We start from the raw sequence: 14,225 nt of genomic DNA, 5'->3' as shown, positions 1-14,225 counted from the left end.
GATGCAGAGCCTTCGAAAATCCATCATATATCTGAAAATTTATGATAAAGGAATGATTAATCGCCCCAATACTCCTCGGGATGGTATTCAATCTCAGAACTAGCTTCGAACGTAAGCTTATCTGTCTGATCATGATATTCCACACTTTCCGGGGTGACGTAATACCAATGCTTCACCAGGGGGCCATCATCTACCGGGGTTACAAAACGAAATACGTTCAACTCCCCGCTATAACGCACAATCGCCTCCGCCATCTCACGCGGCAACTCTTGAAGCGTAAAGCGAAACACACCGTCCACCGATTCAAAATGACAATCGAAACTCTGCTTGCGGCTGTCAGCAAAGCTACGTCCCGTGACGGCATGCTTGATCAGCCATGTTTCCTGCTGCGCCATTGTGCGCACCTCCTTTTAGGGCAAATCAATCAACATATAAAAAACAGAATCTTCTGCTTCCAGTGAGAGCTTCGGCTCCTGCTCAATACGAGCGGAATCGCGTCCTTGCAGAATATGTTCACCGTTCACACGCAGCGAGCCTTCGATGATGAACAGGAACACGCGCCGACCCTCGGCCTGTGTGAATTCTACTTGTTCTCCAGGCTGAAGCTTGCTTAAATAAATCGTTAAATCCTGGTTGATTGCAGCTATTTCACCCTCTGTGCCTGGTACGCGCTTTCCGGCAACGACAGGCAGAAGCTGACCGTGAAGACGCTCAGGATTGAATGCTGTAGCCTCATATGACGGTTTCAGTCCTCTCGTATGCGGGCTAAACCACAATTGCAGCAGACTGACATCCTCCGTTTGTGAAGCGTTGTGCTCCGTATGAATGATGCCGTGGCCCGCTGACATTCGCTGAATGCCTCCAAAACGGGTTACCGCTACATGTCCACGGTTGTCTTCATGACGCAGTTCCCCATACAGCACAATCGAAACAATCTCCATATCACTGTGCGGATGCGCCCCAAATCCCCGTCCCGGTGCGATGACATCGTCATTACAGACACGCATAGGACCAAACGCTGTATTGTTCTCATCCTGATACTCCGCGAATGAAAAGCTGTGACTTCCCCGCAACCAGCCCTTATCGAAGCTGAATCGGGAAGCCGCCGGATATATTGTAAACATAATAGCCCTCCTTCAGGAAGAAAATGAGATCAAATCCCTCTCATTGTAACCGAGCCCAAGCGATAAAGCTACGCCTCTGTCTGAGTGATAATCTCATCTATAAAAGACTGCAAAGTACTGGTAACAAAGGCTTCCTTACGCCGGATAAACACCGTTGTTACTTCATTGTACGGCTCAGGCATCGCATGACCGCATACAAGGCCTTGAGCCACCAGCCCGCTGATCGACGATTCGGGAAAAACAGTCATTCCAATACCAGCCGCCACACTGCCGATAATCGTCTCAAATGTCCCAAACTCCATAATCTGCTTGGGAATAATCCCCTCCATCTTGAGCCAAGTTTCCAGCCGTCCCCGGTAGCCGCAACCTTTTTTATACAGCAGGAGTGGACGGGTTGTAAGATCCTCGACAGAAAAGTCATCTCCTTGGGATACGAGGACCAGTTTTTCCTGAAACACATCAAACTGTTCAATCAGCGGATGCTTGACCGGCCCGGTCACAAAAGCTCCATCCAGCCGCATTTCTGCAACCTCCTGCACCAGAGACTCTGTAACCCCGGCCTTGAGGGACAACTCGACATCCGGGTACTTGCTATAGTAAGCATGTAAAATGGCCGGGAGGGCAATGACAGTCTCCACAATGCCAATCTCCAGTACCCCCGAAGGTGCAGAGGTATTCTGAAACGCATGTTTCATTTCCTCAAATTGCGATAAAATGCTTTTCGTATATTGCAGCAGACGCTTGCCCTCTGCATTGAGGATCATTCCCCGCTTATGTCTATTAAATAAAGGCGTTTGCAGTTCCTTTTCGAGCAGCTTGATTCTGGCCGTTACATTGGACTGGACATAGCTAAGCTCGGCTGCAGCCTTGCTGACACTGCCATGCGCAGCCACCGTCTGGAAAATGTTTAAATCGTTCAGATCCACTACTGCTCCCCCTTATTGTGAAGGACAAGGGGCCATCCAAAATTGACGCGCCTTGTCACTTATTATCATTTTAAATGATCATAATGTTTATTTTCAATCATTTTACCAACAGCTTCCTATCCTTTATGATGTGTCCATAAGATATGTCCGCTGAGACCGGCAAGGAGGAGCATTTGTACATCATGAACAGACAAATCATGACCGGATCTTTATTATGCCTAATCGCCAGTATGTCCTGGGGGGCGATGTTTCCGGTTTCGCACATTGCATTACAACATATCAATCCACTGTACTTTTCATTTTTGCGCTATTTATCGGTTACACTCATTTTAGTCGTGCTATTGTGGCTCAAAGAGGGACGGACGGCATTTCGCTTTGAGGGCAAGGGCAAGACGTTGTTATTCTTTGGGACCATGGGATTCACCATTTATAATATGGCCGTTTTCCAAGGACAGCACGCGATGGGGGCAGCAGGTACTCTGGTAGCTTCTATAATGGAAGTGCTAATGCCGATGATTTCCATTGCGATGGTGTGGGTCATGACCCGTAAAATGCCTCCGAAATATACACTAATCAGCATGGTGATTGCGCTGGCTGGGGCTTTACTTGTGATCACGAACGGAAAATGGACCTTTTTCACACTTGCCGGACAACATTTACTGCCGCTGTTGCTTATTTTCGTAGGCGTCGTCGGATGGGTCGTATATTCCATGGGAGGCAGCCACTTTGCAGGATGGTCTACTCTTCGGTATTCAACCCTAACCTGCCTGCTTGGAACTCTCGTCTCCTTCGTAGTCGTCACATTTGCCTCTGCTTTCAACTGGATTGTGGTGCCGGACTGGCAGGCTGTGTGGTCAGTTAAATACGAAATGAGCTTTATGATCCTGCTTCCAGGGCTAGCTGCCCTGCTTAGCTGGAATGCCGGAATCCGAAAGCTGTCTCCACTGAACGGAATTCTATTTATTAACTTTGTACCGATTACCACGCTGGTACTCATGTACTTCCAAGGTTATGTCATTAGCCGTTTTGAACTATATGGGACAGTGCTAGTCATTTTCGCACTGATTCTGAACAATATGTTTCAGAGAAGTTCGCTGCGTCCTTCCGACAGCTCACGGGATGTCCGTTTCCGTCTGGATCGCCGCAAGTCCTTCCAACGTTAACTTCTAACCCTGCAAACCAGAAATTATGCTAAAAACATTAAAAAGCGCCTGGATACAGAGTACAATCTCCTGTATCCGGGCGCTTTTTATCATTTTAGGATTTTCCTTCAACCTGAAAACGTCCAACCAGTTCACGCAATTCCTCTGCCATTTGGCTCAGGTCCGCTGTAGATGAAGCAATTTCCTCAATAGAAGCAAGCTGTTGCTCAGCCGCTGCTGAGATCGACTCGGTGTTGCTCGCTGCCTCGTCCGAAATGTGGGCAATATCGCTCATAATATCTACGACGCCTACAGTCCCCCGTGCCATTTCCTGAGTCACTCCGGTAATGTCATTGATATGTACCATAGCTCGTTCCACGGCCTGGCTGATCTCCGCAAAGGATTGCTCAGACGTGGTTACCGAATCAATGCCTTCCGTCACCCGTGTCCGCGCTTGATGCATAGCGCCCAGAGCATGATTCATATCCACCTGCATCGCTTCAATGCGCTCCGAGATCAAAGTAGCCGATTTCGCTGATTCCTCAGCTAGCTTACGTACCTCCGTAGCGACCACGGCAAATCCCTTACCATGATCCCCAGCACGTGCGGCCTCAATGGACGCATTCAGAGCTAAAAGATTCGTCTGTTTGGCAATACCGGATATAACGCTGATAATATTCACGATTTCACCGGAGCGCTCATTGAGAGAGTCCATGGCCTGTCCGAGATCGTTAACGGTCTCATCGATGTCATGCATCTTCTGGACAGCCTGCGTAGCAGCCTTGCTGCCCTCCTGAGCCGACTCGGCGTTCATCTTCACATGTTCAGATACGCCCACCATACGCTCGGATACGTTCGCTGCTTGCTGAGCAAGCTCCTCCATATTTACGGAGCCGTGCTTGACGCTCTCCACCTGACGTTCGCTGCCCACAGCTACTTCCTGGATAGCAATGGTGACATGCTCAATCGCTTGGGTTGTCTGATCTGCACCCGCAGCCAGCTCCTCCGCTGAAGAACTCACCCGATCTGTCGTTTCGTGTACGCTTCGAATCATCGTGCGCAAACTATCCACCATGGTTTGAAAGTGAGCAGACAATTCGCCCACCTCATCCGTTTTTCCAGTTTCCAAATCGCCCGTCAAATCTCCTTCACTGATTCGTTCTGCTGATTTTTGCAGCTTACGAATCGGTACCAAAACAGAACGGGTAATCAGGAAAATCGCGATAAGCGCAATCACCAGTGAGGCAGCCAGCACGAAAATGGTTACATAACGCATGGCAGCGGTGGCATCGCTAATCTCGGATTGATAGAAGGTACCTGCAATTTTCCAGCCGGTATCCGTATTCGTTACATAGGTCAAATATTTCTCGCGACCTTCATGCATATAGTTGAAGTTCCCGCTCGGCGCAGTATACAACCTATCAAGCGAATTCTCCTGAGGAGATGAGCCCGCTTTAGCCGTAGGATGGACTACGAATTTCTTCGTATGATCCAAAATGATGATATACCCCTCCTGGCCCACTTTGATAGAGGCCAGTTTACGTACACTCTCCAGATTTAGAGAAATCCCGATAACGCCGGACTTGTCGGAAAGCGTCTGAGATACTACGACAACAGGAATACCCGATGAATTGATGATCACAGGCGTAATTGCAACCTTACCGGGCTGCTTCATCGCTTCTATGTACCATGGGCGTGTGCGAGGATCAAATGTCCCTTCATCCTCCTTGGGCACCCCCCGAATCATCAGCCCCTCCGGTGTTCCAACAAAAATATCCGTGGCATCTTCATGCAAACCCTTGTATTGGATCAGCTTGGGCTGAATCAAAGGGCTGTTTCGACCATCTATCATCGAGCCGTCCAGACGCTCCGCCAAATAACTCGCATCTTTAATTTTACTGGCGATTGCGTATTCAATAATGGAGTTAGCTGTCGCTACCCCCTGATTCGCACTGCCGTGGAGCTGTTTCTCCATAGCATTATATGATGATTTATAGGTCGCAGTGGAAATACTTAAGCTCGGAATCAGCAAAACAAGTAAAAAGCCTAAACTTAGCTTGTTCCTGAGTGTCCATATCGTTTTTCTCTTTCGCGTTGTTCCCATGTTTTTTCCCCTTTGCTCATAAAACAATATATTTGAATTACATTCCGTGTTAGTTATATCGGTTGAAAGTAGCAAATGATTTACAATAAAATTTCACAAAGGAGAAAAACAAAAAAAGCGCCCTATAAGACTAAGGACGCGGTTATATGAACATTTAGACCTGTACGTTACTGTTTTCAGCCTTTTTGCGGCCAAATAACTGATCCACTGCCAGAAAACGTCCACCGACAAGCGCTTGCTGAAGGCTGGTGAACAGAATCAGCAGATCAAATTCAATCGAGCCAAAAGGCTGTCCTTTTTTAGCGGTTAGCAATACACCAATCATAACAATGGTCAATGCCGCTCCAGCCAGTCGTGTTCCGATACCCAGAACCAGTGCAATTCCTCCCACCAGCTCAACCGTAGCGACCACAGGGGCCATCCAACCAGGGAGTCCGATACTTTGGAAGAAGCCGGAGGTTCCGTCTAATCCCTGAAACTTTTGTGCACCGTGAACGATAAAAATAACCCCTGTAAAGATTCGTACCAACAATAATCCAATATTCATAAGCGTTTGATTCATTTGCTCATCTCCTTTTAAATTGTATAAAAATCCTGCAACAAACTACATAGTGTAGTGTATTGCACATCGAGAATCGGGAGCGCGAAAAGCGCCACCCGTAAGAAACATCTTGTCCAACTAGATTAGCGCCAGTGCGAACATAAGTGTCAGCATCACTAGCACATAGCTGGAAAACATAATCGAACGCCAAGGCATTTGAATGACAGGTTCTTGCTGAGGGTCTAAAATACGTGAGATACGATAATTAATGGACGTTTCTGCAAACGAGGAACAAGCGGCCGAGTTTACCAGGCGAGTATTGGCAGGTGTCATACTCAGAAGCTTGAGCAATGCGCTCCCAATCCCAACGGGTGAACCAGCTCGATGGATCGCTTCGTTATCAGCCAAAATTTCACGGGCCGTCTTATAATGATTGGTAATGTGACGCAGCACCGGCAAGTAAAACAGCTGTTTAGCACACACTTGCAGCAACCAGGTCTTCAACGGATCATAATGTTTCATATGATAGGCTTCGTGGTATATGACAGCCTCTTCCTCGTGCTTGTCCAGTACGGACAATAGTGCAGAGGACAATACAATGCGTGGCTTCCATAATCCCATGGTAAAGGCGGCTGGCTTGGCATAATCAATGACCCATATCCGATCGGTCCCGAGTTCACGATATCGCTCACCCAGTGCCTCGGTCAGAGAGAGGTCACGCATTCGGTGCAGTCTGCGAAAGGCTGCCCTGGTAGCCATACACTGTCTGACTGCTTCTCCTCCAGCGATAGCAAAGGTAACGAAAACCAGCCCGCTGAGCGCATCCACCATGTAGCCAATTCCGTAGTGCTGCAACAAACTTCTGCAAATTTGAAACACGTTATAATTCAATTTCCAGCCGAAAACATGCTGCCCGGCGTACATACCCATCTGTATAAGGGCGAAACCCGAAATCAAGGCGCCTGCTGTAAACAGTAATTTAGAACGTGTTTTCCACATCGCTACATATCCTTTTTCCATTGTTTAATTTTTTGTTCCAGACGTTCGATCAACTTCGGATCGGCCACCTCCAGAGCATCAATCATATGATTGACAGCAAGCGGACCAAATTCATCCACCAATTCGTGACTGAGTCCCTTGGATTGCTCATCCATGAACTCTTCCCTACTTAAAACTGGACGATATAAAGACGTTCTCCCACGTATACTCTTACTCAGTATCCCCTTGTCCACTAAACGGTTCATCACGGTCATTACCGTATTGAAGTTAAAGTCCCGATCCCCCTCCAACGCGGTCTGCACTTCTTTGATACTCCGATCCGAAGTGGACCATAAAATATCCATAATCTTGGCTTCCAGAGGCCCGAAAAATCGGTTAAGCCCAGTTTCGCCAGCTTTAAAATTCAGTCGTTTCATAAGAAGCACCTCACACTACCGATTGTAGTGTATATATCCGGCTAAAGTCAACCGTCACACCTAATGTCAGTTTCTTCATGGAATCATATACAAACCGCCGAATGTCTCCATCCGGCGGAAATTCATCGGTATTCATAACTTTCAGGTCAATCTGCCAATCTGTATCCTACACCTCTTACGGTTGCAATATATTCAGGTTCCGCAGGTCGATCATCTAGCTTCTTACGCAAACTTTTGACATGCACATCTACAACGTTACTACCGCCTACAAAATCCGTCTCCCAGATATCGTGCATCATTTGCTCGCGAGAGATCACTTTGCCTTGAGCATCAATCAGCTTCAGCAACAAATCGTATTCTGTTTTAGTCAGATTCAGTTGACTCTCTTCTTTATATACCAGCATTTTATCTCGGTCAATCCAGATGTCCTTGAACACCGTACGACGGCTGGCTTGCGCTGCCTGACGGGAAACGGCAGGATGGCGTACAATCATCCGTTCAATGTCATGCACCATATGATTGGAAGCCAGCGGCCACACCAGCACCTCTTCTGAAGGAAGCAGCTCATTCGCATGTACAGACACCCGATCCTGAACCACGTACATAACCGGTGTGTCTTTCATGTGTTCTACCTCCAGACGATTGCGGATATCCAGTAATTCATTCTGTGGTTCGGTGGCGGTCAAATCGTAAATCAACAGATCGCTTCCCAGATGACGCTGCACTTCAGGCTCCCAGCGATGAAAAACCATCACATCAAAACACGCATCTGACAACGTACGCACCAACCCGTGAACTACACCCGGTACCGAACTGATTAGAATGATACGACGTGTGGTCGGACAATACAAAGGCTCATTGGAGGGAACGGTCTGCACCGTAGGTGTAGAGGGAGCTGCTAACATCGATGTCCAACTGCCCTTCACCCGTCTAGGCATGTCAGCCACTTTGAAACGATTCGTTATCTGATTCGCTTGCTTTGGCATTCCTTACACACTCCTCCGAATACGACATGGGCATGGGCAATATTATACCCCGTTTCATGCGCAACCGTGTCAATCCAATCATGGGGGACTTCACTCATTACTTCATCTACCCGGCCGCAAACCTGACAAATAATATGCTGATGATCGTCCATCCGTCCGTCATAACGACTAGCAGCTTCCCCCAGCTTCAATTCACGGATTAATTCCTTATCCGTCAAATAACGCAGTGAATTATATACCGTTCCATAGGCTAGATTATATCCGCGCTCCATCAACCGATTCATAACATCGGCCGCAGTAGGATGATCGTGGGCTTCACGAACCACATCATATACCGCTTGGCGCTGCGAAGTTAAATTTAAAGTTCTCATGCCGCATCTCCCTTAACCAACGCAGATTATATTAATTACAAACTTACAATCATAATAAAGATCAATTTAGAATAAGTATAAATCTTAATTTATTTCAAGTCAATGGGATCGGATAAATTGAACGGCTTTGCAACACAATGTATACATGGTACATCTCAGCTCATACACATCGGAGGAATATTTTATGAAAATACTGTGGATATTCACACTCTTTATGATGCTTATGCTCGGCACCAATCTGCTAGTGAACTGGCTATTCAGTACTCATACCCCGTGGGAGCCGATGGCATTGGCTTTTAGCACTATGCGTCCATCCGAATATATCGTCTTGGCAGGAATGCTGCTCGTATTCTTTGTGACCGTGGCAAAAAAACAAATTAAATACGGATTTCACTTCCTTTTTTCACGATGGTCCCGTTTTCTTAAAGTTTCCGCTTCTTCCTCGGGTTCTAACTCTGCTTCGATGCAAAAGAGCGGCCAAAAAGAGCAGCAAGGGAAAGATGTAAACAAATAACGGATGAATATAAATAAAAGATAATCGTGCAAGAGAAAGGTGCTCAATCATGCTGGGTGTTTGTACCTGTGACCACAGTAAGACAATGATCCCGACAAAAAGTAGTGTTTTCCGGTAGGGGAGGTTAAAAATATCGGAGATCCCGAGCACCGCAGCATAGAAGAACAGGGCAATTTTAAAAAAATCGCCCACAATCATCGTCATCAGAACAATCACATCCAGACGTTGTAAATATTCTGAAAATTGTACATTCCCAAATGTGCTGAGTAAAGGAAAGATGGAGCGCTGTGCAATGTCAGTGCCCATAACAGCCACATTTAGTATTGCGGCTTCAGCTAAAACGAAACCACCTACGATAATGCCCGCATAGCCTGTTCTGGCCATCTGCGACGTTTTTTCCAAATGGGGCACGAACATCATAAAACAAATCATTTCTGCGTATGGAAATGCCAAATGTTCCCGAATGGCTGAATGAAGCACAGATTTAAAACCATGCTCCATCACCGGCGTCAGCTCATGCAAATGAATGCTGTCCGATAAAATCAACAGTACATTTCCCACAAAAATGACGGTCACCACTGCAATAAGCATGATTTGTCCTGTTCGAGCTAATACTTCAAATCCTAACCAAAGGACATACATTACGCACAAAACCATAAGGAAGGCAACGACGAGGTTGGGCGTTTGCTCCAGTACGGAAATACGAATTAGCTCTGTCTCATCGCGCAAATTCCCGCCTGTTAGAAATAAAAAAAACAAAATATATAATACTCCCATGACTGTTCCACATGCATGACCGACCAATTCGCTAGCATAGGTTGTGAGAGGCTTACCAGGGAACGTTTCAGCTGTGTAGCAGTACATTCGGAACAATACCATACCCAGAATCATAGCAACGAGTTGGATAATCCAGGTGTCCCGCTGCATATAACTATCCATATTAATGGTAATTGCGTTGCCTGTAAGAAAATGAAACATAAGAATGAGCAATTGCCCCGTGCTGATGTATGTTTTGTTTTCAAGACGATGACTCACGAGGCATACTCCTTTCTTTTTTTGTTGCGAAACTTTTTCAGCCATGACACCATAAGCAACAAGAAAGGAAAGAACACAGCAAATATCGGAAACACCCATTTCAGTACAAACTTGCCTGTTGTAAGATGTTCTTGATAGCCCTGAGCCATCAACACGCAAGAAACAAGCATGATAAGCCCAAACGGCAGAATCAGTTTATGGTATGAAACACGTAATACATCTTCAGCAGCCTTAACCGCCGCATAATAGAAAATAAAAATTTTGAAAAAATCAAAAATAATGACAGTCATGACCCCAATTACATCCACTCTATCGACGAAATCTGATATTTCCACCTTGCTGATCATAGAAAGCAGCGGGTAAGTGGCCCGTTTGAATACGTCCTCCCCAAGCACAACCACATTTGACAGTGTAACAAAAGACAGGATTGCGCCTCCCAACAATACAGCGGTGACCCCAACCCCGTTGGCACGGTAGCCTTTCTTTAATGTGGGAAGGATCATCGCAAACGTGACCATCTCACCGTATGGCAACATCAAGGCTTGTGAATAGACAACCTCCCATACCGGCTGCCAGCCATGCTGAGCAATAGGCAATATATTGCTCATATGAACAATGCCTGACAATAAAATCATGATATTCGTAGCGAAGCCCAGCAGCAGCAGCAAAAATAACAGCATAAGTCCCGTGCGGCCTGCGACCTCAATTCCCAAATGCATCACATACATAACAAGACCAATCATCAGGACACAGACGATAGTTAACGGCGTATGCTGTAATGTCCGGTCGGCAATCAGTATTCCAGTATCTCGAAGATCGCGTGCTCCACCGTAAAGAAAAAACACAATATATAAAAAGGCAAGCACGCTCCCAGCAGTTTTGCCCAGGAGCACCTTGCAGTACTGTGTCATGAGTAGGTCGGGAAAGTGGCGGTGAAGGCTGCCGTAGCATAGAAAAAGTAGGGCTCCCAAACCTGCGGCGATAAGAATAGCAATCCACGCATCCTTGCCCGCATCTCTTCCGGGAATAGACATCATGGACGTCCCCAACTCAAACAGCATCATCAGGGAAATCATCTCTTTTGCGTCGATTTGTATCTTTTTCAATGCCTTCCCTCCTTTCCCGATTTCACTAATTGGACTCTCCCTTTGAATAAGGGCTAGTCCGTGACTGTGTATGCTTCAGTACCGAAGTCACCTGAACACGAACGGTGCTTTCTGCAAAATAGCGGCTCCATTCAGGTGAGAGTTTTTTCCACTGTTCAGGATGGCTTTTCTCCAGTGCATGGCCTAGGCCGAGTACATCACTACGGCTACGCTGAACCTCCTTAACCGTTGAAGTAATCACTTTTTTTGTTTCTTCTCCCCACTGTTTCTGCAAGCTATACATAACCTCTGGACTTTTTAAGTCAATCGAGCACTCGGCTTCCTGAATCGTCCCGGTCTGCTCCAAATTAATAACAAATACCGGCTTCCCTTGCTCGATCAGACTGTGTACATGTGTTTTAGAATACAAGGTTTCGATTCCAATGGTTTCACCTTTTTTGCCGCAGCTCAACGCGGTTTCAGCACTTTTCACTTTATTGTTTACTATAGATAATCCAATAGCTCGGTTATCGTCCAGCCAATGGACGAGACGATCCTTACGGAACACACCCATACCGTTAATGCGAACAACCGCTTCGGGCAAAATAGTATCCACGTTAGCCTTAAGGGGAGCCTGCTCCAAATTACCTTCTACTTCTACACCAGTAAGGACAGGCCCACTACCTTTATTGGACATACTCCGGATAACATCGTCTAGACTCACTGCGTAATCCCCGGCGTACATACGCTGGGACGCTTCTAGCTTACCCGAGATATCATTAGCAGGAATACGACCGATTGCAGTCATGGATGCCAGTACGTTCTTGGCCGTTTCACCGCGTGCTACCAGCATTTTCATCGTTAGTCGGGGCTCCGCGGCCCTTTCTAAATAATCCAACGTATCCCCGATTCCACGTCGAGCCAGCTTTTCTCCAAAAACGACAATCCTCGCATGGGCCAGAGAAACTACCCGCGGAATCTTCTGTGAAGCTTTGCGAATCACTTGAAAAAGGTTGCTTCCCTTTTGCTGATACAGCACAACTGGGGTATTTCCTCGGGCTTTAGCCCCGGCAATTTCATCCGCTACGATAATCTGTAGTGAAACCACATAATCGGATTCACCGTCCGCATCAATGCCTATAGCCGCGACTACTGCCCGCTGGTTCAACTCCACTGAATCCCAGCAGCCAGAGAGAAGCGGCATGACTAGTAGCCCCACCAAACTCAGCATCCATATTCTCCATTTAAAGGTTACCGTGCTTCGTTCACTCCCCTTCTCCAGATGCACCCTGAGCGCCCCCCTCCCGCATTGGTGAAGTTTTATCGGAAGGGGAAATCCCGCTTCCATCCTTCATTCGTGTCTGATTCGTTGATGTAATACTTTTAGGACGTTTCCGCATCATCCAAAATGGCATTCGCAATACCGCATCCTTTTGACTCTCCAGCACAAAAGGACTGAAAGGGGCCATGTAGGGCACCCCAAAAGAGCGAAGACTGTTCATATGGGCGATTAGCGCAATGAGCCCCAATGTAATGCCATACAGCCCCATAAATGCAGCCAGCACCATAAAAACAAACCGGAACAGTCTCCCGGCTACCGCCATGTTATATGCCGGAATCGCGTAGCTGGCAATCCCCGTCAGCGCTACTACAATCGTGAGCAGCGGGGTGACAATTCCAGCCTCCACAGCCGCTTGTCCCAATACAAGCGCACCGATAACGGATACCGTTTGTCCGCCCACACGGGGCATTCGAATACCTGCTTCTCGCAAGATTTCAAAGGTGATTTCCAGAATAAACGCCTCCAGAAATGCCGGAAAAGGAACGGATTCCCGCTGCGCTAGTATGCTGATCAGCAGTGGGGTTGGTATCATTTCATAATGATAAGTGGTTAAGGCGATGTAGAGAGAAGGCCCCAAAATCAGAATAATAAAGCTGATATAACGTATGACTCGGATGACAGTTGCCATGTCATAACGTTCCGAATAATCGGAAGAACTTTGAAAAAATTGAGCAAATACAGTGGGCATCACCAGTACAAATGGATTTCCATCCACGATGAGTGCCACCCGACCCTCCATAATGTTGCTGCTAATCGTATCCGGTCTTTCCGAGTTATAGATCGTTGGAAATGGTGTGAGATTTTGGTCCTGTATCATCTCTTCTACCATGCCGGATTCAAATATGGCGTCAATATTGATGGCTTTTACCCGTTTGCGAACTTCATCTACGACACTTGAATCTGCAATATTTTTCATATACAGTATGGCCACATTCGTGAGAGACGTACTTCCCACTTTGAACATCTCCATCGTAAGATCGGAGCTTTTAATCCGCCGACGTACAAGAGAGACGTTCGTGAACAGGGATTCCACAAATCCATCCTTCGGCCCCTGGACGACAGACTGTGTGGAGGGCTCGTTAACCCCCCGCGTCTCTCCTCCGCGTGTGCCGCATGCGATGGTTTTTTTACAGCCTTCCAGCAGAATGATCGTATCTCCCATCAAGAGTTGTTCCATCATGGAATTCCAATCATCGCAATCCTTCACTTCACCCAGTTCCAGCGCATGAGCCTGTATCCGATTGTAAAGCTCTTCTGCACTTTCTACCTCAGCAGCCACCTCGGCAGATGGGCGGCTAAGCAATGATTTCATGACGAGCTCATTCACCGTATCCGTCTTGACCATACTATCTAGAAATACAATGGCGGCAGGAACATCCGCCTTTAGTCCGACATTAAAACGGCGAATCAAGAAGTCTGGGCTGTTTGACGTCGATTCCTTAATTTGCTGCAAGTTGGTATCCAAATGAGCCTCGATCTTTAAAGAACGTGAAGAATTTTCTTTATTCTTGTCCGCACCCGACTTTTTATTATGTTTGCGATAGGGATAGCGAATCATGAGCAAACCTCATCTCCAGTAAGGCAGCAATAGATACCGCCCATTTTTCCTTATTCTTGTATCTTTGGAGTATGCTCAATCT

15 protein-coding genes are annotated in these 14,225 nt (G+C 46.8%); 1 reads left to right on the top strand and 14 read right to left on the bottom strand.

Annotation, left to right across the window (positions count from 1 at the left end):
- Window positions 1–56: 56 nt before the first annotated feature.
- The 3 genes from ACL9RM_RS02060 to ACL9RM_RS02050 all read right to left on the bottom strand — a co-directional run bounded on the left by ACL9RM_RS02060 (window position 57) and on the right by ACL9RM_RS02050 (window position 2,050).
- A complete protein-coding gene (locus tag ACL9RM_RS02060; protein ID WP_039271675.1) occupies window positions 57–395 on the bottom strand; it encodes a hypothetical protein in 339 nt (112 codons plus the stop codon).
- Between the two features lie 15 nt (window positions 396–410).
- Window positions 411–1,124 (bottom strand): pirin family protein, encoded by a 714-nt coding sequence (locus ACL9RM_RS02055; protein ID WP_250266865.1) that lies wholly within the window; start codon window positions 1,122–1,124, stop codon window positions 411–413.
- 68 nt (window positions 1,125–1,192) lie between these two features.
- Window positions 1,193–2,050: a LysR family transcriptional regulator gene (locus ACL9RM_RS02050; protein WP_023990802.1), complete on the bottom strand. Its 858-nt coding sequence runs from the start codon at window positions 2,048–2,050 to the stop codon at window positions 1,193–1,195.
- Window positions 2,051–2,232: 182 nt separating this feature from the next.
- Here ACL9RM_RS02050 and ACL9RM_RS02045 point away from each other — a divergent pair, with 182 nt between their 5' ends.
- Window positions 2,233–3,213 (top strand): DMT family transporter, encoded by a 981-nt coding sequence (locus ACL9RM_RS02045; RefSeq protein ID WP_250266866.1) that lies wholly within the window; start codon window positions 2,233–2,235, stop codon window positions 3,211–3,213.
- A gap of 94 nt (window positions 3,214–3,307) precedes the next feature.
- Here the strand turns inward: ACL9RM_RS02045 and ACL9RM_RS02040 are convergent, their stop codons facing one another.
- From ACL9RM_RS02040 to ACL9RM_RS01990, 11 genes are all read right to left on the bottom strand, one after another.
- Window positions 3,308–5,296, bottom strand: coding sequence for a methyl-accepting chemotaxis protein (locus ACL9RM_RS02040; RefSeq protein ID WP_250266867.1), 1,989 nt, complete (start codon window positions 5,294–5,296; stop codon window positions 3,308–3,310).
- Between the two features lie 154 nt (window positions 5,297–5,450).
- Complete coding sequence (locus ACL9RM_RS02035) at window positions 5,451–5,858, bottom strand: DoxX family protein (RefSeq protein WP_028540751.1); 408 nt, start codon at window positions 5,856–5,858, stop codon at window positions 5,451–5,453.
- A gap of 117 nt (window positions 5,859–5,975) precedes the next feature.
- Window positions 5,976–6,836 (bottom strand): M56 family metallopeptidase, encoded by an 861-nt coding sequence (locus ACL9RM_RS02030; protein WP_069290603.1) that lies wholly within the window; start codon window positions 6,834–6,836, stop codon window positions 5,976–5,978.
- A gap of 2 nt (window positions 6,837–6,838) precedes the next feature.
- Complete coding sequence (locus ACL9RM_RS02025) at window positions 6,839–7,252, bottom strand: BlaI/MecI/CopY family transcriptional regulator (RefSeq protein ID WP_039271686.1); 414 nt, start codon at window positions 7,250–7,252, stop codon at window positions 6,839–6,841.
- A 10-nt stretch (window positions 7,253–7,262) separates the two neighbouring features.
- Entirely contained in the window at window positions 7,263–7,388 is a 126-nt protein-coding gene (locus ACL9RM_RS02020; RefSeq protein WP_257785376.1) for a hypothetical protein, read from the bottom strand.
- A 10-nt stretch (window positions 7,389–7,398) separates the two neighbouring features.
- The gene (locus ACL9RM_RS02015) at window positions 7,399–8,238 is read right to left on the bottom strand and encodes a response regulator transcription factor (protein ID WP_250260200.1); all 840 of its coding nucleotides are present in this window, start codon (window positions 8,236–8,238) and stop codon (window positions 7,399–7,401) included.
- Window positions 8,214–8,609, bottom strand: a complete 396-nt coding sequence (locus tag ACL9RM_RS02010) for a Fur family transcriptional regulator (RefSeq protein WP_023990809.1) — start codon at window positions 8,607–8,609, stop codon at window positions 8,214–8,216. Before ACL9RM_RS02010 ends, ACL9RM_RS02015 begins: the two co-directional genes overlap by 25 nt.
- 403 nt (window positions 8,610–9,012) lie before the next feature.
- Complete coding sequence (locus ACL9RM_RS02005; RefSeq protein ID WP_250266868.1) at window positions 9,013–10,158, bottom strand: GerAB/ArcD/ProY family transporter; 1,146 nt, start codon at window positions 10,156–10,158, stop codon at window positions 9,013–9,015.
- Window positions 10,155–11,264, bottom strand: a complete 1,110-nt coding sequence (locus tag ACL9RM_RS02000; RefSeq protein ID WP_250260198.1) for a GerAB/ArcD/ProY family transporter — start codon at window positions 11,262–11,264, stop codon at window positions 10,155–10,157. The genes ACL9RM_RS02005 and ACL9RM_RS02000 overlap by 4 nt, the downstream gene beginning before the upstream one ends.
- Before the next feature lie 25 nt (window positions 11,265–11,289).
- On the bottom strand, window positions 11,290–12,531 hold the full coding sequence (locus tag ACL9RM_RS01995) for a Ger(x)C family spore germination protein (RefSeq protein ID WP_237166348.1): 1,242 nt from the start codon (window positions 12,529–12,531) through the stop codon (window positions 11,290–11,292).
- A complete protein-coding gene (locus ACL9RM_RS01990) occupies window positions 12,509–14,143 on the bottom strand; it encodes a spore germination protein (RefSeq protein ID WP_250266869.1) in 1,635 nt (544 codons plus the stop codon). The genes ACL9RM_RS01995 and ACL9RM_RS01990 overlap by 23 nt, the downstream gene beginning before the upstream one ends.
- Window positions 14,144–14,225 lie beyond the last annotated feature (82 nt).

It is taken from the genome of Paenibacillus sp. S29 (genome assembly GCF_049319765.1).
GTDB classification, from domain to species: Bacteria; Bacillota; Bacilli; order Paenibacillales; family Paenibacillaceae; genus Paenibacillus; species Paenibacillus polymyxa_B.
This window is presented reverse-complemented; position numbering and strand designations above follow the sequence as displayed.

Bases quoted from the DNA above. Each gene is read 5' to 3' on its own strand.
- ACL9RM_RS02060 (WP_039271675.1), bottom strand. From the start codon at position 395: ATGGCGCAGCAGGAAACATGGCTGATCAAGCATGCCGTCACGGGACGT.
- ACL9RM_RS02055 (WP_250266865.1), bottom strand. From the start codon at position 1,124: ATGTTTACAATATATCCGGCGGCTTCCCGATTCAGCTTCGATAAGGGC.
- ACL9RM_RS02045 (WP_250266866.1), top strand. From the start codon at position 2,233: ATGAACAGACAAATCATGACCGGATCTTTATTATGCCTAATCGCCAGT.
- ACL9RM_RS02040 (WP_250266867.1), bottom strand. From the start codon at position 5,296: ATGGGAACAACGCGAAAGAGAAAAACGATATGGACACTCAGGAACAAG.
- ACL9RM_RS02035 (WP_028540751.1), bottom strand. From the start codon at position 5,858: ATGAATCAAACGCTTATGAATATTGGATTATTGTTGGTACGAATCTTT.
- ACL9RM_RS02030 (WP_069290603.1), bottom strand. From the start codon at position 6,836: ATGTGGAAAACACGTTCTAAATTACTGTTTACAGCAGGCGCCTTGATT.
- ACL9RM_RS02025 (WP_039271686.1), bottom strand. From the start codon at position 7,252: ATGAAACGACTGAATTTTAAAGCTGGCGAAACTGGGCTTAACCGATTT.
- ACL9RM_RS02020 (WP_257785376.1), bottom strand. From the start codon at position 7,388: ATGAATACCGATGAATTTCCGCCGGATGGAGACATTCGGCGGTTTGTA.
- ACL9RM_RS02015 (WP_250260200.1), bottom strand. From the start codon at position 8,238: ATGCCAAAGCAAGCGAATCAGATAACGAATCGTTTCAAAGTGGCTGAC.
- ACL9RM_RS02010 (WP_023990809.1), bottom strand. From the start codon at position 8,609: ATGAGAACTTTAAATTTAACTTCGCAGCGCCAAGCGGTATATGATGTG.
- ACL9RM_RS01990 (WP_250266869.1), bottom strand. From the start codon at position 14,143: ATGATTCGCTATCCCTATCGCAAACATAATAAAAAGTCGGGTGCGGAC.